Here is a 23,436-nt window from a genome sequence, read left to right on the forward strand (position 1 = left end):
ATGATCCTAAAGAGCGTGGATCTTCACGCCGGGCACCACGGACTGTGCGATCTCGCACAGGTGACGGTGGTGGGTGAGGTAAATCACCTGCCCGAGGCCCGCCATCTGGCCGAACAGCCGAAACACTTCCTCGGCGCGGAATTCGTCGAAGGTTTCCATGATATCGTCGGCCACGAACGGCACCGAGGGGCGAACGGCGGCAAATTCTTCGTAGCCCGCCAGACGCAGCGCCAGATAAAGCTGGTAACGGGTCCCGGTCGACATGGCGTCCGACAGCTTGGACGCACCGTCTCGCGCAACGCCGATCAGGATTTCGCGATCCTTGTCCGGTTGCGCGGCAAGGCCGGAATAATCGCCGCGCGTGATCTGGGAAAAGGCCTGCGAGGCCCGCTTCATCATCGAGCTTCGATGCTTTTCCCGGTAAAGCGACAGCGCGCTTTCGGCGGCAAGCGTTCCGGCGCGAAGCCTCAGATAACCGATGGCCAGCTCCTCGATCTGCAGGAGAAGCGTTGTGCGCTCTGCCTCGATCTTGGCCACAGCATCATCACCGCCCACGGCGTCGACCCGGTCCTTGGCGCGGGTGAGATCGGCAAAGACGATGCGGCTGCGCTCGGCAAGATTATCGATCCGCCCGGAGACCTCTTCTGCCGCCCGTGCCGTCTCTTCGGCATCGGTTTGCTGCAACAGCTGCTCAGCCTCCGCCACGGTGGCAACCTTCATTTCGGCCAGCAATTGCTCGCGAAGCTCGGCCATCCGCCGTTCCATCCGGTCGCGTTCCGCCGCCTGCTCCAGCCGCTGGCTGACTTCGGCAAGGGTATCGACAGAAAAGAAGGACGTAAGCGTCGCCTTGCGCGCCTCGTAGTCTTCGATCTGCCGCTCCAGGTCCTGGAGATCGTCGCGAGCGGCATGGAGATCCGCCTGCTTGGCGGCTTTCTGCGCCGCATGCCGCTCGGTCTCGGTCACTCGGCGGACCAGCTGATCCGCCTGAGCCAGAACCGGAAGGTCGGATGCATCCAGATTCGTCTGGAGTGCAAGCTTTGCGACATCGGTTGCAAAGACGCGGCTATCGCGCTCCATCAGATCGATGCGATGGGCAAGCTGGTCCCGTTCCTTGAGGGCAGCCGGAAGATCGGCAAGCACATCCAGAATGGCGCGCACGGCCGCCGGATCCGTTTCCTCGGAAAACCAGGTGGCGGACAGTGCCTCGCCCCAAGCCTTCTGCCATGCGCCGTCGCTGCGGCTGGCAGCCTCAAGCGCCCGTTGCCGCTCGTTCACATCCTGCTGCAGCTCGACAAGCCTGGCGGCAAGATTTGCCTGCTGCTGCACCCTGTCCCGAGCTTTAGCCAGACGGTCCGCCGCCTGATTGACCATCTGGCGCAGAGGAGCCTCCTCGTCCGCCGACCAGCCGAGATCGGCAAGCGCCAGCATCAGTTCGGTCACCTCATCCTGAAGCTCGGCCTCCACCGCCTGCCGACGCAGCTTTGCCTTGTCCAGTGCATCGGCAGCCAGGAGGCACTCCGTGAGCTTGTCGGCGAAGGCTTCGAGCAAAGACAGCAGGCTATAGATATCCGGCTGTTTAACTCCGGATGCCAACCGGGGAGCGGCCTCCTCCACGGTTCGGATCAGGGCCTGCAGATCCCGCTCGGCCGTGCCGGCACCTACCGCTTCGCGCGCGAGACTTGCATGTGCCACCTGCTCTTCCTGGCGAAGCTGGCGCAGTTCGGCAAGTTCGCTCGCATGACCAAGCCGGGTCTCGGCAAGCCGATCATCCAGGACGAGGCGCTCATGGAATGCCTGCGCCGATGGCAGATCCAGCGCCTGAAGATGTGCCTGCCAGGCTTCATCACGGCTCTTGCGGCTTTCTGCCGCCGTCTCGTCGTCAAAGATGTCCCCGCCAGACAGAGCTTTCGACCGGGCTTGAAGCTCGCCAAGCCGGGCGCCCAGTTCCGCATGCCGTTCCGTGTGGCGTTGAAGGCGGCGGTTGATCTCGTCGGCCTCGACGCGCCAACGATCCAGCTGGCGATGACCCGGCAGAATGGTCTCCCGCAGAGCCCCAATATTGTGAATGGGCGGCTGCAGACGTCCCATCATGCGAAGAAGGTCGGCCTCCATCTGCTCGGTGGTGCGGGTTTCGATGGCCAGAAGCGTCTGTTTCTCGCCCTTCTGCAGCCGGGAGACGACCGCCTCCAGCCGGCTGAGCGGCCCGGCTTCCACCCGGGGCAGATCGCCGTCCTGTTGCTGCGCGGTGATCTCCTCGACACCCCGGCGCGCCCGCTCCAGTTCGCGCTCCGCGGTCTCGATCCTTGCCGCAATGCCGGATCGGGCCTCGATCAGGTCCCGCAATTTTGCGCCAAGTGCTGCCGGCAGAACAAGCGCCGATGGGTCCTGGTGATCCTGCTGCCCAAGTGATTTCAGGATCGCGCCGAGAGCGGCCTCCTGTTCGACAAAGGCCAGGCGGCGCTTGGGCAGATCGTCTTCGGCCGTAACATACCGGGCGCGGCCGGCGCCAAGAGCCACGATCGCGCTTGCCGCCGCCAGCACATCCTCATCCACGGCAATCACCGCGATGTCCGCCTGAAGCCGGTCGACCAGCGCCTCAAGCCCGGCCTTTTGCGTCTGCAAGCGCGTTTCGTCGCGCATCAGGTCCGCCAGCAGCGCGGCCCATTCGCGCGGCGGACGTGGCAGATCACCATATGCCGCAAGCTGACCCTCCAGCCGCGCCAGATCGCGCGCCAGCGGCCGTGCCCGCATCAGCGACGAGAGACGGGCCTGCTCGGCACGCGCCGAAGACAGCTCGGCCAGCGTCTCCTCATAGGCCTTTTCGGCCTGTGCCTTGGCCGCCACGAGGCCGGCATAGGTGGAGGCATAGGTATCGATCCGGTCGCGCTCGCCTTTCAGAGCCGCCAATTGCTGCTTCATTTCGGAAAGCTGCGTGTTGCGGGCGCGCTTGCGGTGAAACTGATGCGCTTCGTCGGTTGCCGTCGTCAGCACCCGGCTGACATCCGCAAGGCCGGAACTCGCCGAAAACAGCATCTCGCCCAGATCGCCGCGGCTTTCGACAATCGCGGCACCGCCGTCGCGCAGCGAGCGCTCGTCGAGCGAGAACATGGTGCGATAGGCCTCACGCGTCAGTCCGCCAAGCGCCGATGACAGCAGGATTTCATTGACCGGCTGGCCCCGCCCATCAATCAGCGCATTGGTCCGCTGTTTGAGCCGCACGAGTTCATGGTCGCGTCCGTCGAATTCCAGAATGCCGCCCACCTGCATGGCATTATAGGCATGCAGGAAATTGTAGCTGCTGCGCTCAGGGATGCCGAACAGCAGATCGAGATAGCCCGAAAAGGCCGTCGACTTGCCGGCCTCGTTCAAACCATAGACGATGTGCAGATCCGGACTGCCGGCGCTCGCCGCACCGAAATCGATCGTATGGTCGGTAAACTTGCCGTAGCGGGTGAGATCGAGCCGACGAAGCCGCATCAGCCGTCCTCAGCCGGTACGGCGGCAAGCCGCGCCAGAAGGTCCTCGCCCCCCTCGCGGATAAGATCTTCCAGAAAGCGCTCGAAGGCTGCCGGGTCACTGCCGGCAAATCGCCGGCTCTCCGGCGGCAGATCGTCCAGAAGCCCCTGCACCATGTCACGCACCTGCGCGCGGTAACCGTGCGCCGGCATCACGTCATCGCGCATCAGCGCGCCAAGCTCATGAACCGGATCGCTCGTCGTCTGTTGCGGGCGCACCGATAGTGCCTGAACGTCCAGCTCCAGTTTTTCGATCCAGGCACGGCCGGTGCGTTCCGCCCGCTGCTCGGCTTCGCTAAGGAGAAGATCGGCATCGCGCCGCATGGCAAAGGAAAGCGGCGTCATTCCGACCAGCCGCAATCGCGCCACCAGATGGTCGGAGCGGGTGCGTAAGCGTTCCTCTTCGACGGCGTGGCCGATGAGATCGACAAGGCCGCGCCAGTCTTCGGCCGGCGAAACATCCACCGTGACGCGGGCAAACTGCGCAAGGCTCGTCAGCCGCTCCTCGACGCTGACCGTTCCGTCATCGCCGACAGTCACCAGCGACACGGTCTTCTCCCCCGCTTCGTTGATGTCGCGGCCCTGCGGCATGCCGGGCATGATGACGGTTTTCAAGCCCGCATGATGCGTGCGCTGATGGATGTGGCCAAGCGCCCAGTAGTCGAAGCCGGAACCGTGGAGATCGGCAACCGAGCACGGGGCATAAAGGTCATGGCCGGGGGCACCGGCAAGGCTGGTGTGCATGATGCCGAGATTGACGGCCCCGGATATCGGCGCCTTGTATTTCGGCAACAGGCTTTCCGGCGCCTGCGGCTTTGCAAAGCTGAGGCCGTGGATGGCAACATTCAGCCCGCCGCGCGCAAGCTCGATAGCCTCTGCGCGACCGGAAAACACCTTCACCGACGGCGGCAGCACCAGTTCCTGGGTGATTTTCGACAGGGCGTCATGGTTGCCGCGAATCTTGAAGACGGAAATGCCGGCTTCATGCAGCCGCTGCATCTGGCTCGCCAGAAAGCGGGCCGTCTTCATCGACGTCTGGTCGCCATCATAAAGATCGCCGGCGATGATCAGCGCGTCCACCTGTTCGTCAAGGCAGAGATCGACAATGCGCACCAGCGCCTGTCGTGTCGCATCGCCGACAAGGGTGGCAAGATCGGCGTTTCTGAGCGAGAGCGACCGCAGCGGGCTGTCGAGATGCAGATCGGCGGTGTGAACGAACCTGAAGGCCATGGCCGAGATTTACCGCCCTTGAGGGCCGCGTGCAATGGCGCCGGTCCATTCCAGCCACTCTATCCCCCGCGCAGATGCCCGAACATTCATGACAGGCAATTGACATCCGAAGCAAATTCCACAAAGGTCGCGCCATTCCGAGGGGAGCATCGAACGATGCTGAGATGGCGCTGAGCCGGACCCTTGAACCTGATCCGGGTCATGCCGGCGTAGGAACGGAAAACGCGCATGTTCAGCGCCTATTCTCTTCTCCGCTTCACCTGGATCTCCCTGCTGCAAGGTTTGGAGATCGCGATGCCATTGATGAAAACCGCAGCTTTCCGCTGCCCAAGACGGTTTATTGCCCATCGACCTGCCGCTGACACCTGACGGCGATGCATTTCAGGCAGACGGGCTATGCCCTCCTTCTCCTTCTTGGCGCGTGGCAGGCTGTGATCCTCGCCTTTTCGCCGCCGCGCTACATCCTGCCGTCGCCTCTCGCGGTGGCCATGAGCTATGGCCGCCAGCCGCAATTCCTCATGCACCATGCCCTGATCACCGCCGGTGAAATCCTCATCGGTCTTGTCGTCGGCTGCGGGCTTGGCGCGCTGACGGCGCTCTGCGTTGCGGCTTTCCCGAAGACAGGCCGGCTCGTCTGGCCGCTCGTCGTGGTGCTGCAGGCTTTTCCGGTCTTCGTGCTGGCGCCCATTCTCGTCATCTGGCTGGGCTTCGGCATGGCGTCGAAAGTGGCGATGACGGTGATCATCATCTTCTTTCCCGTCGCCTCCGCCTTTGCCGATGGCCTTCGCCGCACCGAACCGGTGCTGATCGATGCCGCCTCGCTGACGCCAGCCAGCCATTTTCAGATCCTGCGCCACATCCGCCTGCCGCTGGCACTTCCAGCCCTTGTCTCGGGACTTCGGGTTGCCGCACCGCTTGCGCCGCTTGGCGCCATTGTCGGCGAATGGGTGGGTGCTGCCGGCGGCCTCGGCTTCGTCATGGTGCAGGCCAATGCCCGCATGCAGACCGACATGCTGTTTGCCGCCATGGTCATCCTTGCCCTGTTTACCGTTCTCCTGCGGCTTGCCGTCGATCGCCTGACGAGGGGCCTTGCGCCCTGGGCCCGGGAAGCAACGGACACATCCCGCCACCCATCCTTCCCACCAAGGAAACTCTCCGCATGAAACGCGTAACAGCAGCGCTCGCCACCGCTCTTGCCCTGACCCTTGCTCCCTCCGCCTCGCAGGCGGCCGACAAGCTGAGCGTGCTCCTCGAATGGTTCGTCAATCCCGATCACGCTCCCATGGTGATTGCCGCAGAGAAGGGCTATTTTGCCGAGGAAGGGCTTGAGGTGGAGCTGATCCCGCCATCGGACCCGTCGGCCGTGCCGCGCCTCGTCTCCACCGCGCAGGCCGATATCGGCATCCACTATCAGCCGAACCTCTATCTCGACCATGCCAACGGCCTGCCGCTCGTGCGCTTCGGCACGCTGGTCGAAACGCCGCTCAACACCGTTACCGTGCTGGCTGATGGCCCGATCAAGACGCTGAAGGACCTGAAGGGCAAGAAGGTCGGCTTCTCCGTCTCCGGCTTCGAGGATGCCATGCTGAAGCGCATGCTGGCCTCCGAAGGAGTGGACCTGAAGGAGGTCGAGCTGGTCAATGTCAACTTCTCGCTATCGCCCTCACTGATCGGCGGACAGGTGGATGCGACGCTTGGCGGCTTCCGAAATTTCGAGCTCACCCAGATGCGGATCGAGGGCCATGCGGGCCGCGCCTTTTTCCCGGAAGAGCATGGGGTGCCGCTCTATGACGAACTGATCTTCGTGACGCGGCCGGAGCTTCTGTCGGACAGCCGCCTGCCGCGCTTCCTGCATGCGGTGGAAAAGGCCGCAGTTTACCTGACGAACCATCCGGACGATGCCTGGCAACTGTTCATCAAGGCCTATCCGAACCTTGACGACGCGCTGAACCGGCAGGCCTTTACCGATAGTCTGCCACGGTTTGCCAAGCGCCCGGCAGCCCTCGATCACGCCCGCTACCAGCGCTTCGGTGCTTTCATGGCCGAAAGCGGGCTTATTGCAAAGGCGCCGCCGGTCGAAGATCTGGCCGTGGAGCTGAAGTGACAGACATGAGCAGGCTCCCCACGAAAGAAGACGCCGCAGACTTGATCGCGCGCGTGCGCGCTCGGCGCCCCCGCGTGCATTGCCTGATGAACACCGTCGTGCAGAAATTCACCGCCGATGGCATCAGCGCGATCGGGGCCATTCCCTCGATGACGTCGTCGATGGAAGAAATCGCCGATTTTGTCGCCAAGGCCGATGCGCTGACGATCAACCTCGGCACACTGGATGCGGAACGCAAGAAGGTGATCCGGCTTGCCGTCGATGTCGCAACGGCCGGCGGCAAACCCTGGATCCTCGATCCCGTGCATTGCGATTACTCCCCGACGCGGCTTGCCTTTGCCCGCGAGCTCATCACGCTCGGCCCGACGATTGTGCGCGGCAACAGGGCGGAGATGGAACTGATCGGGGAGACCGGCGCCAGCCTTCGCATCATGACCGGTCCCGTCGATCATCTGAGCGATGCGGAGAAAAGCGTCCGCGTGGAAAACGGTCATGCCTTCATGGCGGTGGTGACGGGCACCGGCTGCCTTTCCGGCGGCGTGATCGCCGCCTTCATGGCGGTCGAAAAGAATACGCTGACGGCCGCGACCGCCGCCCTCTGCGCCACCGGCGTTTCGGCGGAACTTGCCGCCTCATCCGCGCGAGGCCCCGGCAGTTTCGAGCCGGCATTCCTCGATGCGCTGGCAGCCCTTGGCTCCGGCGACCTCATTTCCCATGCAAGGATACACCATGAGACGACTTGATTATCGGCTGAATGCGCTGGTGGATGCCTCGCTTCTCGATGTGGCGGATCTCGCCGTACTGGCAAAGCTTGCCGCCGACCACGGAACAACGCTGATCCAGTATCGCGACAAGACCGCCTCGACGCGGGTGATGATCGAGCGCGCCGAGGCCATCAAGGCGGCGCTTGGCGCAAGCGGCGTGCCCTTCGTCGTCAACGACCGCGTCGACGTGGCACTGGCCGCCGGCGCAGACGGCGTGCATCTCGGCGCAGACGACATGGATCCCGTCACCGCGCGCCACCTGCTGGGGCCGGATGCCATCATCGGTGTCACCGTGAAGACACCCGCCGATGCCAAGCGGGCCGGAACGGCGCCTGTCGATTATGCCTGCATCGGCGGCGTGTTCGAAACGCTCTCCAAGGTCAACCCGGATCCGCCGGTAGGCCTTGAGGGCCTGAGGACGCTTCGCGCAACGATCCGGGCGCTCAATCCGGCGCTTCCCGTCGGTGCCATCGCCGGCATCACACTGGAAACGGCTCCCTCCGTCATCGCTGCCGGCGCCGATGGCATTGCTGCCATTTCGGCCCTGTTTCGCGCGCCGGACATCGCCGCTGCCGTGCGCGATTTCCGCACCGTCATCGACAACAGCCTGAAAGGAGAGGGGGCATGACCGCCATAGCGCTGACCATTGCCGGTTCCGACAGCGGCGGCGGCGCCGGGATCCAGGCCGATATCAAGACCTTTTCGGCGCTCGGCACCTATGCCGCAAGCGTCATCACCGCCGTCACCGCGCAGAACACCCGTGGCGTCAGGGCCGTCGAGGATATTTCACCCGGCGTTATCGGCGCACAGATGGATGCCGTCTTCAGCGATCTTTCCGTCAACGCCGTCAAGATCGGCATGGTCTCGCGCAGCGAAACCATCGCGGTCATCGCCGACCGGCTTCAGGCCATCCGTGCTCCAATCGTGGTCGACCCGGTGATGGTTGCCACCTCCGGCGATCGCTTGCTGCAGGAAGATGCCATAGCGGCGCTCACCCACCTACTGTTGCCGCTGGCCCACGTGGTGACGCCGAACCTGCCGGAAGCAGCGCTTCTGACCAGTCAGCCGATCGCAGAGAACCGGGATGAGATGATCGCGCAGGCCCGCATCATTCTTGGGTTCGGCGCTGGGGCGGTTCTCATGAAAGGCGGGCACGGGGAGGGGGCGGAAAGCGTCGATTACCTGGTCACGACCGATGAGGTGCTCCCCTTGTCTGCCCCGCGGATCGATACCCGGAACGATCACGGCACCGGCTGCACCCTTGCCGCAGCGGTGACTGCAAACCTTGCTAAGGGCCTGCCTCTGGCTGAAGCCGCACGCCAGGCAAAGGCCTATCTGCAGGCCGCACTCGAAGGCGGTCGCGAGCTTGCCATTGGCGGGGGCAGGGGACCGGTTCACCATTTCCACGGGTGGTGGCAGGCATGACGCAGATGGCAGGGAAGCGTCGCGTTCAAAGCATGCTGGCAGGGTTCGAATCCGTTCTTGCGGGTTTGGCTGCCGTGCTGCTTTGTGCGCTGCTTGCCCTCGTGCTTGTCAATGTCACGCTCCGCTATGTCTTTCAAAGCGGCTTTATCGGCGCGGAAGATCTCGGCATCTGGCTGCATCTGGCGCTGATTTCGGTCGCCGCCCCGCTGTCTCTTTCGGGCCCGCTTGCCATGCGGTTCGATGTCGGCCTGCGGCTTTTGCCGTCCAAAGGGCGGGCGGTCGCCGAAATGCTGGCGGATGCGGTCAGCGTCGTCGCGGCCCTGACCTTGATCTTCGGTGCGAGCGAAACAATTGCCATGCTCGGCGGCGTCTCGCCGACGCTTGGGCTTCCGGAATGGCTGCGTTTCGCCCTGATCGGCAGCGGCGGCTTTCTGCTGCTGGCGGTTCTCGGCTTGCGACGTCTTGCCGAAACGAGGGGATTGTCGCTCCTGGCGTCTCTCCTGCTGGGCGGCGGGCTTTATGGTCTGGCCACCCATATGGATCTCAGCGGAAACTGGCCGCCAAGCGCCTTTCTCGCCATCATCGCCGGCATCGGTCTTCTTGTCTCGGCACCGCTGTCCCATGCCTTTCTGGCCGCAGCCTCGCTCAGCCTTGCCTTCGGAAGCAGCCTGCCGGAACCGGCCATCGTCGCCACCGCCGTCAATGGCATGTCGAAATTCCTGCTGCTGGCCATTCCCTTCTTCCTGCTGGCCGGCGGTCTTCTGACCGCCTCCGGTGCTGCCGAGCTCCTCGTGCGCTTTGCCGCAACGCTGGTCGGCCATCGCCGGGCGGGGCTTGCGCAAACGGTGCTGCTGACCAGCGTCATCTTTTCCGGCGCCTCGGGCTCCTCGGTTGCCAACGCCGCCTTCGGCGCCTCCACCTTCCAGCCGCAACTGGTCAAGAACGGTTATCCGCCGGCGCAGGCGGGCGCGATCATCGCGGCCTCTTCGGTGCTTGATAACGTCATTCCGCCCTCGATCGCCTTCCTGCTTCTGGCGGCTGCCACAAACCTGTCGGTCGGCTCGCTTCTGGCCGGTGGCTTTGTCGCCGGCGGACTGATGGCCGTGTGCCTCGCCATTGCCATCCACGTCTCGGTCAAGGCCCGGCCGGAAGGACGGCCCGCCTCGGGCAGCGAACGCATCGCTGCCACGCTGTCTGCGTTGCCGGCCTTCGGCCTTGGCGTCATCGTGGTCGCCGGCATCCGCTTCGGCGTGGTCACCACGACCGAGGCCGCAGCCCTTGCCGCAGCCTACACGCTGGTCCTTGCAGTGGCAGCGCGCCTTTCCGTCACCTCGCTTACCGCCGCCTTTCGACAGGCGGCAGCGGAAGCAGGCGCCATCGGGCTGCTGATCGGTTCGGCCGGACCCTTTGCCTTCCTGCTTGCGGTGGATGACGTGGCAGGACTGATCGCTGACGCCGTCAACGCGTTCGGACATCATCCCGCACTCGTCCTCCTCATGGCAAACCTCGTGCTGCTGGTCGCGGGGCTGGTGCTGGATATCGGCGCGGCAATCCTGCTGCTCGGGCCGATCCTACTTCCGGTTGCCGTGTCTGCCGGGCTCGATCCTATCCATTTCGGCGTCATCCTGGTGGTGAACCTGATGATCCACGGCCTGACGCCGCCGCTCGGCATTCTGATCTTTGTGGTATCGGGCGTTACCCGCGTGCCGGCCGCGGAGCTTTTTCGCGCAGTGCTGCCCTATCTTGCGGCGCTGCTCACCGCACTCTTCATCCTCTCTGTTGCAACACTGATGGTCTGAAAGGTCTAAACCCCATGTCCCAGTTGAAACGCCGCTCCTTTATGGCCGTGACCGCGGGTGCGGCCTTTGCTGCACCGGCCCTTCTGCGACCGGCCGCGGCGCGCACAACGACGATCACCGTCGCCTCGCTTCTCGGCGAAGACAAACCGGAGACAAAAATCTGGCGGCACGTGGCCGAACAGGTGGAGCAGAAACTGCCCGGCCGGTTCCGTTTCAACGTGGTAGCGAACGGGGCGCTCGGCGGCGAAAAGGAAGTGGCGGAGGCGACCCGGCTCGGCTCTGTCCAGGCAAGCCTTTCCACCGTCTCGGCACTGTCCGGCTGGGTGCCGGAGCTGCAGATTCTCGATCTGCCCTTCCTCTATCGGGATGCCGCCCATCTACGACGCGTGGTGACGGGCAGCACCGGCGAGGCGCTTTCGGCAAGGCTTGCGGCGCAGAACTTCATCTCCTGCGGCTTTATCGATTACGGCGCACGCCATCTCCTGACGAAGACCCCCGTCACGCGGCCGGAGCAGCTCAAAGGCCAGCGCATCCGCGTCATCCAGAGCCCGCTCCACACAAAACTCTGGAGCGCCTATGGCGCCGCCCCCGTCGGCATTCCCATCACGGAGACCTATAACGCACTCTCGACCGGCGTGGTGGATGCCATGGATCTCACCAAATCCGCCTATGCCGGCTTCAAGCTCTATGAAGTCGTCCCCTCGATGACGGAGACCGGCCATATCCGTGCCTCCGGCATCGTGTTCTTTGCGGCAGGCTTCTGGAAGATGCTTTCGCCGGAAGAACAGGCGGTGCTGCAGACGGCAGCCGGTGAGGGCGCACTTTATTTCAACCAGTTGATCGTCGAAGACGAGGCGCGCTCGATGGAAACGGCAAAGGCCCATGGCGGAAAGCTTCTGCAGCCGGAAGCGTTCGAGGCGTGGCAAGCCGGCGCAAAAAATGTCTGGCAGGATTTTGCCACGGTGGTCGGCGGCATGGATCGCATCGAAGCAGTCCAGCAGGCCTGACATCGCGCCGCGTCTGGCTCTTCGCTGCGTTTGCCTCTATGAGGGAGCCGAGGACCAGAAGACTGCCGATGACCGACAGCAAGACACCGACGGACAATCCCACTAAGACCGGACCGCATGAAAATGCCGGTGACGAGAACGACCGGCCGACCCCGCGCATGCTTTCCTGGGCGCGCAATTCCGCCGCCTACCGGCTTTCCAAGCGCATGATGACGCGACGGCAACTCTCGGACGCCATCAGCCGCAAGGCGCGGCAGAAATTCGAAGGCATCAGCGAAGCGCAGGTCAAGGCGCTTGCAGCCTCCGCGGTTGCCTTCGGGCTGGATGTGAAAGCGCTGGATGACACCGCCTATGCGGAAATTAGGACCCGATCATCGGCCCGCGTCGGCAAATCAAAAAAGGCCATTGCCCAGACGCTTGCCCAGAAGGGCGTCGACCGTCAGATCGTCACAGAGGCCCTCTCAGACGCCGACGACCTGCGCGCCGCCGTCATCTACGCCAGACGCCGCGCCTTCGGGCCGTTTCGCCGGATAGACCTCGATGACAAGCAGAAGGCCCGAGAACTTTCCGCCTTCGCCCGCCAGGGTTTTTCCTACGACATCGGCGCGCGGGTGTTTGCGATGGACCTCGATGAGGCCGACGAAATTCTGGGTGGCGATAGCTGGTGAGGTACAGCTCCATGGTACCGAACGGCGGCGGCATCCTGGTCCAGGCCCGCACCGCGGAACCGGACGCGTTCGAGGCCTTACACGTGAAGGATGCCTGTGCGCCGTTATATCCTATAAGCGCAAACCGCTCGCGATTTTCGACTTTCGACATAATCCCAAACTCGCCGCCGGTCGCGATAGATGCTCACTGCGATCCAGTAAAACTGGGGAATTTTAGACATTGTTAACCAAACATCCCGCTACGTGGGGGTATGGAAGACTGCTTCATGATTCGAAGCGGCCGTGGAAAATGTTTCGGGAAACGATATAATGAGGGCGGCCTCCTTATATAACGTCGTAGCAGGCGTGCTGGCGTCTACAATCCTTGCGGGTTGCCAGACGGCGGCTGCCGTCAAGACACCGGCCGCACCAGAACTCGTGGCACCGGAAAAGGCGCTGATCATGCCGCCCCCGGGCGGGCTTGCCATGGTGGGCGTGGTGGAGCATGCCTATGGCAACGGCATCGAGCAGACCGTGTTGCTTGCCACATCGTCCTCCGTCATCGGGCAGAATTACCTCAAGATCCGCTACAACGGCGGCAATTCGGGCGAAACCGGCAGCGTTGCCTACCGTCCGATCACCGAGAGCAGCCTTCGCAGCGAGAGAGCGGCGGCCCTTCCTGGCATTCGCCTGACCCCATCCATGAATTTCCTGCGCAATGCCTACGGGCCGATCGGCTATGCGTCCGGCAAAAGCGCCGGCGGCGATACCTGTCTCTTTGGCTGGCAGCAGATCCGTTCGCGCTCGACCGGCAGCGGCATGGGACGCGATTTCGGCATGATCCAGGTGAGGGTGCGCCTTTGCGATCACGCTGCAAGCGAGCGGGAACTGCTCAATTACATGTATGGCTATACCATCACCGGCACGTTCCAGGGGCAGATCTGGAACCCCTATGGCGCGCCTCCGCCGGTATCCGACAGCCTCGCCTATGCCGGACCGCAGGTTCTGCCGCCCGCCGATACGACCCCGGGGTACTATTCCTTCGGCTATCGCCCGCAGGCGCCAGCCGCCCTGCGTGCGCCGGTCAGACAGGCGCTTGCGCCCGTTGCCAGGGCACCCGATCCGGGTCCGGCCGTGGTTGTCGTTCCAGGCCCCGGGGCAACGATCGCTCCCGTCACCGCCACACCGGCCTCATCGGCGCCGTCTTCCGTGGCGACAACGGCGCCATCATCCCCTCTCCTGGTCCCTTCGCCGCAATGCCTTGGTTCCACCCCGGCCCCCAACGGCAGCGCGTGCGCCGCCAACGATAAGTGAGGTTGCAGACCATGAACACCTCATCTGGAAGGGACACCAGGGGCCTGGTCTCCAGCTTCGTCTTCTGGGCCTTGATCTCGGTCCTTACCCTCGTCGTCATCACCCTGCCGGTCAGCATGCAGACGCAGCTCGTGCTGAGCCTCACCGTCGTCGTCATGCTCGGCATCCTGAAGGTCACGGCAGCCGGCGGGCGCTGGCGGCTGATCACGCTGGCGCTCGGAACCTCCATCGTGCTGCGTTACGTCTACTGGCGCACCACCGAAACCATTCCGCCTGTCAGCCAGCTCGAAAACTTCATTCCCGGCATCCTGGTCTATTTAGCCGAAATGTACAGCGTGGTCATGCTCGGCCTCAGCCTGTTCATCGTCGCCATGCCGCTGCCGCCGCGGCCGGCACCCGATCTCGACCCGGATTACCTGCCGACGGTCGATGTCTTCGTGCCGAGCTACAATGAGGGGGAGGATCTGCTGTCCAATACGCTTGCGGCTGCAAAAGCGATGGATTATCCGGCAGACAAGCTGCAGATCTGGCTGCTTGACGATGGCAGCACGCAGCAGAAGCAGAATTCGACCGATGTCCGCGAGGCCGAAGTCGCCATTGCCCGGCACCATACCCTTACCGCGCTGTGCGCCGAACTTGGCATCAACTACCTTAGCCGCGAACGCAACGTGCACGCCAAGGCCGGCAACCTCAACAACGGCCTCTTGCATTCGCAAGGGCAGCTGGTTGCCGTATTTGACGCCGACCACGCACCGGCGCGCGACTTCCTGCGGCAAACCGTCGGCTACTTCAACAAGGATCCGAAGCTTTTCCTGGTGCAGACGCCGCATTTCTTCATCAATCCGGATCCGCTCGAGCGCAATCTGCAGACCTTCGAGACGATGCCGAGCGAAAACGAGATGTTCTATGGCATCATCCAGCGCGGGCTGGATAAATGGAATGCCGCCTTCTTCTGCGGCTCGGCGGCCGTGCTGCGGCGCGAGGCGCTCAAGCAGTCGAACGGCTTCAGCGGTCTCAGCATCACCGAAGACTGCGAGACCGCCCTTGCGCTGCACTCCACAGGCTGGAACAGCGTCTATGTCGACAAGCCGCTGATCGCCGGCCTGCAACCGGCCACCTTTGCAAGCTTCATCGGACAACGCAGCCGCTGGGCACAGGGGATGATGCAGATCCTGCGGTTCCGCTTTCCGCTTCTGAAGCGCGGCTTATCGCCGGCCCAGCGCCTCTGCTACATGTCGTCGACGCTGTTCTGGCTGTTTCCCTTTACCCGCGTGATCTTTCTCTTTGCGCCCCTGTTCTACATCCTCTTCGACCTGGAAATATTCACGGCCTCCGGCGGCGAGTTTCTGGCCTACACCAGCGCCTATATGGTGGTGAACCTGATGCTGCAGAACTACCTCTATGGTGCGTTTCGCTGGCCCTGGATCTCCGAGCTTTACGAATATATCCAGACGGTTCACCTGCTGCCGGCGGTCATTTCGGTCATGCTGAACCCGACAAAGCCGACGTTCAAGGTGACGGCCAAGGACGAAAATGTCTCCTCCGACCGTCTTTCGGAACTCAGCCGGCCGTTTTTCGTCATCTTCGCCGCCCTCCTGGTCACACTGCTGATTGCGGGCTACCGGATCTATACTGAACCCTATAATGCCGACGTGCTGCTGGTGGTCGGCGGCTGGAACCTGCTCAACCTGATCATCGCCGGCTGCGCGCTTGGCGTGGTGTCCGAGCGCAAGGATCGGGCATCATCGAGACGGTTCAGGGTACGCCGCCGCTGTGAACTGGGTTTCGACGACGCCTGGTATCCCGCCTCCATCGAGGATGTGTCCGTTGGCGGCCTTCGCCTGCAGGCCTTCGGCCGCGACCTGAAGGCATTGCAACAAAATGCACCTGCGCAGATCCGCTTCCAGCCGCATGGCGGCGCCATGGAGCCGGTGGTGCTGCCCGTCAAGGTGCGCAACATCGAGACGACCAGCGACATCGCCATGCTTGGTTGCCAGTATCAACCCCAGAACGCCAAGGATCGCAGCTCGATTGCCGATCTCCTCTTTGCAAACTCCGCGCAATGGGAAGAATTCCAGCGCGGAAGGCGCCACAATCCGGGTCTCATCCGCGGCACCGTCTGGTTCCTGGGTCTGGCCATGTATCAGATGAGCCGAGGCTTGCTCTACCTCTTCAAGGGTTTGAAGGGGGCTGCGGAATGACCGGGCACCCAAAGCTGCTTTTTGCCGCAATGAACTGCCTTCTGGCGCTGGCTGTACCGGCAGGGGCGCAGACGCCCTTCGACATGTCACCGGAGCGGCCGCCGGCTCCCGCCAGTCCCGTGATCCCGCCATCCCTGCCGGTGCCGGGGGCGACGGAGACCCGCAAGCCCCCGCTCCCGACGCCGGCTCCTGCTAGAGCGCCTGTGCCACCCGCCTCCCAGCCGGCGGTCCAGGCTGTCCAATCGCCGCCCTCGCCAGTCCCGACAGCGCCCGTGTCACCCGCGCCGGCCCCTGCTCCTTCTCCTGTCCAGACCATGCGCCACTACCTCGTGCCGGGCGCAAGTCTGGTTCTCGAGGGCGAATACGCTCGCAAAGGGTGGAGCTTCTACCTGATGGACGGGGAAGCCAATGCGCCGGCCAAATTGCGGATGAGCTTTCGCAATGCTGTTGTCATTGCCCCGGAAGTGTCGGAACTGCAGGTTCTGATCAACGGTCATCCCATTGCGCAGGAGCGGATTGCGGCTGCCGATGCACCCGGCACGCTCCTCCTCGACATTCCGACGGGCGTCCTGCAGGCTGGTGCCAACCGCATCGAGATCATCGCCTCGCAACGTCACCGGACCGACTGCGACATCCGCTCCACCTATGAATTGTGGACGGAAATCGACCCGAAGGAGACCTATCTTTCGTTTGCCAGCGCCTCGATCGCGCCTCTGTCGGTTGCCGAGGCGATCCGTGCCGTGGGCGTCGACGAGACGGGACGCACGCAGTTCAAGATCTGGATGCCGGGCGTTGGCCAGACCAATGCAGCCACCAATGCCATTCGCCTCGTGCAGGGCATCGCCCTGCTTGGCTCGATGCCCAACCAATCCTTCCAGTTTTCCACCGTCGATGATCTGACGCCGGGACCGGGCCAGTTGTTGATCGTCATGGGCACGTGGAGCGAGTTGCACCCGCTCGTTGCCGACCTTCCGGAAACGGCCCGCGCAGCAGCGGTTGCCACAGTCCTGCCCGCCAAGGATGGAAACAACCGCAGACTGCTGATCGCGGGCCCCACCTGGGAAAGTATCGGGCCTGCCATCGAAAGCCTCGTGGCCTCCGTGGACCGACCTCTCAACGTGCCGCGCGATGTCATCGAGACCCAGCGCTGGAGCGCCCCGAACGCTCCAATTCTCGTCGGCGGTGAACAGATTCCGCTGTCGCAGATGGGCGTCGACACTGTCGAGTTCAGCGGACGCCGGCTGCGGACGGGCTTCAACATTGCCGTGCCGCCGGACTTTTATGCCAATGCCTATGGCGAGGCGACGCTGCTCATTGACGCAGCCTTCACCGCGGAGGTGAGGCCTGGCAGCCATATCGATGTCTACATCAATGGGAATATCGCGTCGACCTTGCCGATCAAGACGACGAGCGGGGCGATCTTCAACAAGTTGCCCATCAAGGTCCCCCTGCGGCACATCAAGGCCGGGGTCAACGAGATCGTCATCGAGGTCCTGCTCGAGACGGAGGCCGATCTGGCCTGCATGCCCGGGACACCCGCGGGCCAGACTCCGCGTTTTGCACTGTTCGATAGTTCCGAATGGGCGATGCCGAACTTTGCGCGGCTGGGCCAAGTGCCAAACCTCGCCACGTTGACAAGCTTTGGCCGATTCTCCGCTGATGCGACGATACCTGTTCTCCTGTCGATCGATCATCTGGAACCGGACACGCTGGCGGCAGCCGCGACCTTCATCGGCAAGGTCGCCTTGTCGCTCGGACGCCTGCAGCAGGTTGATATGGTGATGGCGGCGCAGGCGCTTGGCGAACGCCCGGCACTCTTTGTTGGAACAATCGGCCAGATACCTCCGAAAGTCCTGTCGCAGCTTGGGGTATCGTCCACCGCTGTCAACACCTGGCGGCCGCAGATCGGAGCGCCCGCCACACAGACGGTCGGCACCCCCGACGCAATGATCAAGTGGCGCCAGCAGGTGAGCGGCGGCGAGATTTCCGAAGGGCTTGCCAGATTACGACACTGGATCGGTCGCCGGTTCGATATTTCGCTGGAATCGCTGAGCCTGCTGCCGGAGCGCGACGAGATTTTCGAGCCTTCACAGAACGATACGCTGCTGGTCGGGCAGGGGCAGAGCCCCGATCGCTCCGCGCGCTGGACCGCTCTGATTGCACCAACGCCTGCAGAGCTCCGAGAAGGGCTGGCGGGGCTGGCACAACAGGACAAATGGCAGGCCCTGAGTGGCCGCATGACATCCTACCGCGCCAAGATAGACGAAATCACCAATCGACCGGCGCACAGTGTCGTCTTTGTCCAGAGCACCACCCCGTCGATTGCCAACTACCGATTGATTGCGGCCAATTGGTTCTCTACTAATATTCTAATTTATGCAGGTCTTGTCGTCGTCGTCTGTGCATTCCTGGGTACTGCGACGATGGTCATGCTTTCCAGAATGGGCCGGCGGCCATGAAAACGTGGTTTTCTCTTCTCTTTGCAGCGCTCTTTATTGCCTATGTGCCACCGGCGCGTGCGCTTGCAACATCGGTCAGCCCAGCCGAATGGAGCCTTTACAAAGCTCACTTTCTCGATCGCGGTGGTCGCATCATCGACAATGGCAATGGCGGCATCAGTCATACTGAAGGGCAGGGCTATGGCTTGCTGCTCTCCTACCTTGCCGGAAATCGCGCTGATTTCGAACTCATCTGGGGCTTTACAAGTGCCGAGATGCTGCTGCGCAACGATGGTCTGGCCGTCTGGAAATGGGACCCGGCCTCCAAACCGCATGTGACGGACGTCAACAACGCGACGGACGGTGACCTGCTGATTGCCTATGCACTGGCCCTTGCAGGTACCACCTGGAACAGGCCTGACTACATTGCCGCTGCAACGCGCATGGCAACGGCAGTGTTGAAGGATGCCGTGGTCGTCTATGGGGGGCGAACGCTTCTGATGCCCGCTTCCACCGGATTTTCGGCCAAGGATCGCGCCGATGGTCCTGTCATCAATCCGTCCTACTGGATCTTCGAAGCCTTTCCGGTGATGAACGTGCTTGCGCCATCGGAGAAATGGCAGAATCTGACGGATAGCGGGCTCGATCTCCTGCAGTCGCTGCAATTCGGGCCGGCGCGGCTGCCCGCCGAATGGGTCAGCCTCAAGCGAAGCCCACAGCCGGCGGCAGGCTTTGCGCCTGAATTTTCCTATAATGCCATCCGTATCCCGCTTTACCTGGCACGCGCCGGCCTGGGCGATGCCGCGTTCCTGCGCCATCTGATGGGCGCGATGGCACCTGCCGACCGTCCCATGGCAACAGTCAACCTCATCACCGGTCAACCGCTCGATCCGTTGTCCGATAATGGATATCGGATTGTCACCAGTCTGCTCGACTGCGTGGTGAATGGCACCCAGGTGCCGGCCGAGTTGCAAAGCTTTCGACCTGAACTGTATTACCCCTCGACGCTTCAGCTTCTTGCGCTTTCATTTCTTCGGGAGGAACACCCGGCATGTCTTTGAAACCGGCGCATCGCTATTGGCCCGTCGTCTTCGTAAGCCTGTGCGTGCTTGGCGCTGGCACCTCATACGCTGCCTCGTCCAGCCAGGGTGGCGACACGGAGCCGTCGCTGGTGCCGGTGGAGCGTCAGGGACGCCTGCGCCTGGCCAAGGAGGCCATGGGTGTCACCACGGGACCGCGTCTCGCACAGGCTCCCGAAGCGCCCGCCGCTGCCCCCCAGTCCGCCCCCGCGCCTGCCGGACGCGTGCAAAGAGATCCGCCGCCGACCGCAACACCGGCCCCGGCGCAAGCGTCTGTGCCACCGTCTCAACCAACGACGAATGCTGCGGCACCGGAGCCGGATCTGAGTGCTCTGCGATATTTCGCCAGCCGGGGCGATACCGCACGGCTGAAGGTTGAGATCGCCCGGCTGCGCAGCCTTTATCCCGATTGGTCCCCGCCGGACGATCCACTGGCCATCCCGCGCAACGGCGATCCGCAGCTGGAAGCCATGTGGAAGCTTTACGCGGAAGGCCGATATCCGGAAATCCGCCAGGCCATCGCGGAACGGCAGGCGGCAGACCCCAACTGGACGCCGCCGGCGGATCTGCTGAACCGGCTCGCGATGGCCGAGGCGCGCAATCGTCTCGTCAACGCCTCCAACCTCAAGCAATATGCCACCGTCATCTCCCTTGGCGCGAGCAACCCGAACCTGTTGAACTGCAGTGACGTGGATGTGCTGTGGCGTATCGCAGAGGCCTTTGTGCGAACGGATCGCCCGCAGCGTGGCGTCGACGCCTATACCTATATTCTCAGGCAGTGCGAAAACCCGCAGGAACGCGTCGCGACCATTCAGAAAGCAGCGGAACTGTTGCCGGCGACAGATCTTCGCGCGCTTCTTTCCCTGGAGAAACCGCTCGCGGACGGCCAGCCGGAATTTGCCGCCCTGCGCGACGATCTGGCCCGCCGCTTCATCGCCGATGCCAACAAGAATAATCGGATGGATGTTGCGCCGGAAGACGTCCAGCGGCTTGAGGCCGTGGCCGAGCGCGACAAGCTCGCCTCGGACAGCCTTCTGCTCGGCTGGCTGTTCCAGCGGCGCGGCGATCTCGTCAATGCCGAAAAATGGTTCCGTGCCTCGCGCGACAAGGAACCGTCGGCCTCTGCCTCGCAGGGACTTGCGCTCGTCCTGATTGCCCGCGGCCTGCCGATGGAGGCCGAAGACATCATGTACCAGTGGCGCGACACGTCCGACGACAGCAAGGCGACCTATCTTGCCGCTGCGGCCAACCTCTTGGCGCTCAACCCGGCGCCAGTGCTGGCCGAACCGGTGCTGCGCCGCATCGCAGTGGAAGTCATTGCCGCAAAGTATGTACCAGCCGCCCAGCAACTGGGGTGGTATGCGCAGACGCTGCGTCAGCCACAGACGGCGATGCAGTGGTTCGAGACCGCCCTGCAATGGAAACCGGATGACGAGCCCTCCGCCTATGGCCTCCTGATCGTGCGGCAAAGCCTGAACGACCGCGGCGGTGTGCTGGCCATCCAGAAGGAATGGGCAGGGCGCTCACAGCGCATCGCCGATGCGGGGGAAAAAAGCCCGCCGCAGACCCCGCCACTTGCTGTCCAAACGCCGCGCCAGGAGGCCACCAAGCCCGCCGCCTCGGCCTTCACCACGCCTGACCGCGGCGCGCCCGTCGCGGCGCCCCAGCGGATGACCGCCACGACGACAGCAAGAACCGCCACGGCCCGTCGCAGCGCCTGCGCTTCGCGCACCGGCACCGCGTCCCAGCGCGTCGAGGACACCACGCTGACGAATGGCTGGTGCCTGATGGATCTCAACCGTCCGCTGGAAGCGGTGCAGGCCTTTGAGGCCGCACTGAAAAGCCCGTCAGCGGCCATTAGGGAGGATGCAGCCTACGGACAGTCGCTGGCCTATCTGCGCCTCGGCCTGACCGATAACGCTGCCGTTGCCGCCACCAAGGCACCCCAGCGGCCCGCCCGCGCCGCCGAGCTTCAGGTTTCCATTCTCGGCAACCGCGCGCTGTCGGCTTTCCAGGCCGGACGCTATAGGGAAGCCTTGGTCTATCTTGACCAGCGTGCTGCACTGAAAACGGAGACAACCGATCTCATGGTGCTGCGTGCCTATGCCTATCAGGAACTGGGCATTTCGGCAGGAGCGCGGCAGATCTTCGAGGTGCTGGCGGAAACCGGCAACAAGGATGCGCTGCGCGGCGTCGAGGAAATTCGGTCCATGATGAACGACCGGGGTGGCTGATAGTCACCCCGGATGGCAGTTGCCCGTCCGTAACCGTTGATCAAGAGAGAATGGCGCCTGGTTCAGACGCGAAGCCGGCTGCGCGCGCCTGCGCGGCAACCGCTTGAGGCCTTGCAGAGGCTACAGCAGGCTACCCGTTACAAACAGGTAAGCGACACCCACTGCCGCCAGCACGGCAAGACCAATCATGTGATAGTTCGGCGTTGATTTCATACCAGGCCACAACTCATTCGAAATTTAATATTCTACCGCGTCTTATCCAAACATACGTTCATGATAAGTTAGAAAAAATCTATTTTCACAAGATGCACCATGTTGCCAGCATCCAGCAGTTAGGAGAATTCAAATCGACACTTTATGAGTGCGGACGAGTACGCCGTGGCAGGCGTTCGCCCCATGTAAGGAATAATCCACCCGAAGGTGATTCCCTTATGAAAGTTCAAAGTAATCTGACTGTCAATTAGAAGTTTAGTTGTTTTTTTCGAAGCGCGAAAATTGTGATCGTCAGACATTATATATTTAAATGTATATAAACATTGAGCGGATTTAAATTTTTCTTTTCGGAATAGTTTCACGCGTCAGCTCCTAGACGAGCGGCCCCTCGGGGAAGGCCACGCCGGCAGCGCCGGTCATCATGATCTTTTCCAAGTTCCCGCCGCAGCCGCGGACGGAGGCTCCCTCCGCACCCACCATGGAACCCGGTTGAGGCTTTTGCGTTGAGGGGAACACACGATATTTAAGGAACGATCATGCTGAAGTGGGCTCTTATTTTTCTCGTCATCTCCCTGATTTCCGGCTTCCTCGGTTTTTCCGGTGTATCGGCCGCAACCGCCACGATCGCGCGCGTGCTGTTCTTCATCGCGATCATCGTATTTCTGGTTTTTGTCGTCCTCGCCTTCATGGCAGGCAGCGTTGTCTTCTAATCCAGACGCAGGCGTCTCAGGCGCTTGACCACCCGACAAACGAAAAAAGCCCTGCCAAACGGCAGGGCAAATCTGGGGGAAAAACTCGCACGCCCTTTGGGTTGCGAGCACCTCATACAGACAGAGTTTTGCGGTTCTCGCGAGGGCGACTTGCCCAAAAACGGTACGATCTGCAGAAAAAACGACAGCACCCTTGCCTGTTTTTTGCCAAGTCAGCTTTCCTTGACGGACTGCATGGCGACCGATGTGGAGGTGCTTGCCACATGCGGCAGGCTTGATATCTTTTCGCCGAGCACCTCCCGATAGCGGCGGATGTTTTGGGTGCGTACTTTCAAAAGATAATCAAAGCGGCCGGCAATCATGTGGCACTCCTCTACCTCCTTGATGCGCCGCACCGCCTGATTGAATTCGCTCAGCGCCTTTTCCCGCGTATCCGACAGTTTGACCTCCGCAAAGGCCACGTGATCGAGACCGAGTTTCTGCGGGTTGATGACAGCGCGGAAGCCGAGAATGTAGCCAGTTTCCATGAGGCGTTTCAGTCGTGCATTGCACGGCGTCTTGGAAAGACCAATGCTGGCCGCGAGATCCGTAACCGAGATGCGGCCGTTTTCCCGTACAGCCTCGATTATCTTCATGTCAAACATATCCAGTTCGTCTTCCAATGGCGAGTTCATGGTGTTTTTCTCCAGAAAATTACGCTAATTCTAGCAAAATTCACTTCCATTGGCCATCATTAAAGATCACCTCCCGATCGGG

General features: G+C 62.6%; 18 protein-coding genes and 1 riboswitch. Of the genes, 15 read left to right on the plus strand and 3 right to left on the minus strand.

Features of this window, described 5'->3' with window-relative positions; all coding sequences use genetic code 11:
- Positions 1 to 6 precede the first annotated feature (6 nt).
- Complete coding sequence (locus tag ACEXP3_RS10255; RefSeq protein ID WP_377297172.1) at positions 7 to 3,477, minus strand: ATP-binding protein; 3,471 nt, start codon at positions 3,475 to 3,477, stop codon at positions 7 to 9.
- A complete protein-coding gene (locus ACEXP3_RS10260) occupies positions 3,477 to 4,745 on the minus strand; it encodes a metallophosphoesterase family protein (RefSeq protein WP_377297173.1) in 1,269 nt (422 codons plus the stop codon). The genes ACEXP3_RS10255 and ACEXP3_RS10260 overlap by 1 nt, the downstream gene beginning before the upstream one ends.
- A gap of 130 nt (positions 4,746 to 4,875) precedes the next feature.
- A riboswitch (TPP riboswitch) is annotated at positions 4,876 to 4,978 on the plus strand.
- On the opposite strand from ACEXP3_RS10260, the gene ACEXP3_RS10265 reads away from it, so the two are divergent.
- The 15 genes from ACEXP3_RS10265 to ACEXP3_RS10335 all read left to right on the plus strand — a co-directional run bounded on the left by ACEXP3_RS10265 (position 4,974) and on the right by ACEXP3_RS10335 (position 22,680).
- The gene (locus ACEXP3_RS10265; RefSeq protein WP_377297174.1) at positions 4,974 to 5,114 is read left to right on the plus strand and encodes a hypothetical protein; all 141 of its coding nucleotides are present in this window, start codon (positions 4,974 to 4,976) and stop codon (positions 5,112 to 5,114) included. It overlaps the preceding riboswitch by 5 nt.
- Positions 5,115 to 5,119: 5 nt before the next feature.
- On the plus strand, positions 5,120 to 5,908 hold the full coding sequence (locus ACEXP3_RS10270) for an ABC transporter permease (protein WP_210106690.1): 789 nt from the start codon (positions 5,120 to 5,122) through the stop codon (positions 5,906 to 5,908).
- The gene (locus ACEXP3_RS10275; RefSeq protein WP_377297175.1) at positions 5,905 to 6,849 is read left to right on the plus strand and encodes an ABC transporter substrate-binding protein; all 945 of its coding nucleotides are present in this window, start codon (positions 5,905 to 5,907) and stop codon (positions 6,847 to 6,849) included. The genes ACEXP3_RS10270 and ACEXP3_RS10275 overlap by 4 nt, the downstream gene beginning before the upstream one ends.
- Before the next feature lie 5 nt (positions 6,850 to 6,854).
- Positions 6,855 to 7,592: a hydroxyethylthiazole kinase gene (locus ACEXP3_RS10280; RefSeq protein ID WP_377297176.1), complete on the plus strand. Its 738-nt coding sequence runs from the start codon at positions 6,855 to 6,857 to the stop codon at positions 7,590 to 7,592.
- Positions 7,579 to 8,241, plus strand: a complete 663-nt coding sequence (gene thiE, locus ACEXP3_RS10285) for a thiamine phosphate synthase (RefSeq protein WP_377297177.1) — start codon at positions 7,579 to 7,581, stop codon at positions 8,239 to 8,241. The genes ACEXP3_RS10280 and thiE overlap by 14 nt, the downstream gene beginning before the upstream one ends.
- Entirely contained in the window at positions 8,238 to 9,038 is an 801-nt protein-coding gene (thiD, locus tag ACEXP3_RS10290; protein WP_377297178.1) for a bifunctional hydroxymethylpyrimidine kinase/phosphomethylpyrimidine kinase, read from the plus strand. Before thiE ends, thiD begins: the two co-directional genes overlap by 4 nt.
- Positions 9,035 to 10,837, plus strand: a complete 1,803-nt coding sequence (locus ACEXP3_RS10295; protein WP_377297179.1) for a TRAP transporter large permease — start codon at positions 9,035 to 9,037, stop codon at positions 10,835 to 10,837. The genes thiD and ACEXP3_RS10295 overlap by 4 nt, the downstream gene beginning before the upstream one ends.
- Positions 10,838 to 10,851: 14 nt before the next feature.
- The gene (locus ACEXP3_RS10300; RefSeq protein ID WP_377297180.1) at positions 10,852 to 11,844 is read left to right on the plus strand and encodes a TRAP transporter substrate-binding protein; all 993 of its coding nucleotides are present in this window, start codon (positions 10,852 to 10,854) and stop codon (positions 11,842 to 11,844) included.
- 68 nt (positions 11,845 to 11,912) lie between these two features.
- Positions 11,913 to 12,512, plus strand: coding sequence for a recombination regulator RecX (recX, locus tag ACEXP3_RS10305; protein WP_377297181.1), 600 nt, complete (start codon positions 11,913 to 11,915; stop codon positions 12,510 to 12,512).
- A 309-nt stretch (positions 12,513 to 12,821) separates the two neighbouring features.
- Positions 12,822 to 13,805, plus strand: a complete 984-nt coding sequence (gene bcsN, locus ACEXP3_RS10310; protein WP_377297182.1) for a cellulose biosynthesis protein BcsN — start codon at positions 12,822 to 12,824, stop codon at positions 13,803 to 13,805.
- 11 nt (positions 13,806 to 13,816) lie between these two features.
- On the plus strand, positions 13,817 to 16,006 hold the full coding sequence (gene bcsA / locus ACEXP3_RS10315) for a UDP-forming cellulose synthase catalytic subunit (RefSeq protein ID WP_377297183.1): 2,190 nt from the start codon (positions 13,817 to 13,819) through the stop codon (positions 16,004 to 16,006).
- Positions 16,003 to 18,465: a cellulose biosynthesis cyclic di-GMP-binding regulatory protein BcsB gene (locus ACEXP3_RS10320; protein ID WP_377297184.1), complete on the plus strand. Its 2,463-nt coding sequence runs from the start codon at positions 16,003 to 16,005 to the stop codon at positions 18,463 to 18,465. The genes bcsA and ACEXP3_RS10320 overlap by 4 nt, the downstream gene beginning before the upstream one ends.
- Positions 18,462 to 19,505: a family 8 glycosyl hydrolase gene (locus tag ACEXP3_RS10325; protein ID WP_377297185.1), complete on the plus strand. Its 1,044-nt coding sequence runs from the start codon at positions 18,462 to 18,464 to the stop codon at positions 19,503 to 19,505. The genes ACEXP3_RS10320 and ACEXP3_RS10325 overlap by 4 nt, the downstream gene beginning before the upstream one ends.
- Complete coding sequence (locus ACEXP3_RS10330) at positions 19,496 to 21,757, plus strand: tetratricopeptide repeat protein (RefSeq protein WP_377297186.1); 2,262 nt, start codon at positions 19,496 to 19,498, stop codon at positions 21,755 to 21,757. The genes ACEXP3_RS10325 and ACEXP3_RS10330 overlap by 10 nt, the downstream gene beginning before the upstream one ends.
- Positions 21,758 to 22,506: 749 nt before the next feature.
- A complete protein-coding gene (locus ACEXP3_RS10335) occupies positions 22,507 to 22,680 on the plus strand; it encodes a DUF1328 domain-containing protein (protein ID WP_377297187.1) in 174 nt (57 codons plus the stop codon).
- 212 nt (positions 22,681 to 22,892) lie between these two features.
- Here the strand turns inward: ACEXP3_RS10335 and ACEXP3_RS10340 are convergent, their stop codons facing one another.
- Positions 22,893 to 23,354: an Lrp/AsnC family transcriptional regulator gene (locus ACEXP3_RS10340; protein ID WP_210106704.1), complete on the minus strand. Its 462-nt coding sequence runs from the start codon at positions 23,352 to 23,354 to the stop codon at positions 22,893 to 22,895.
- Positions 23,355 to 23,436 lie beyond the last annotated feature (82 nt).

The sequence above is a fragment of the Neorhizobium fuzhouense genome, assembly GCF_042611105.1.
GTDB classification, from domain to species: Bacteria; Pseudomonadota; Alphaproteobacteria; order Rhizobiales; family Rhizobiaceae; genus Neorhizobium; species Neorhizobium galegae_A.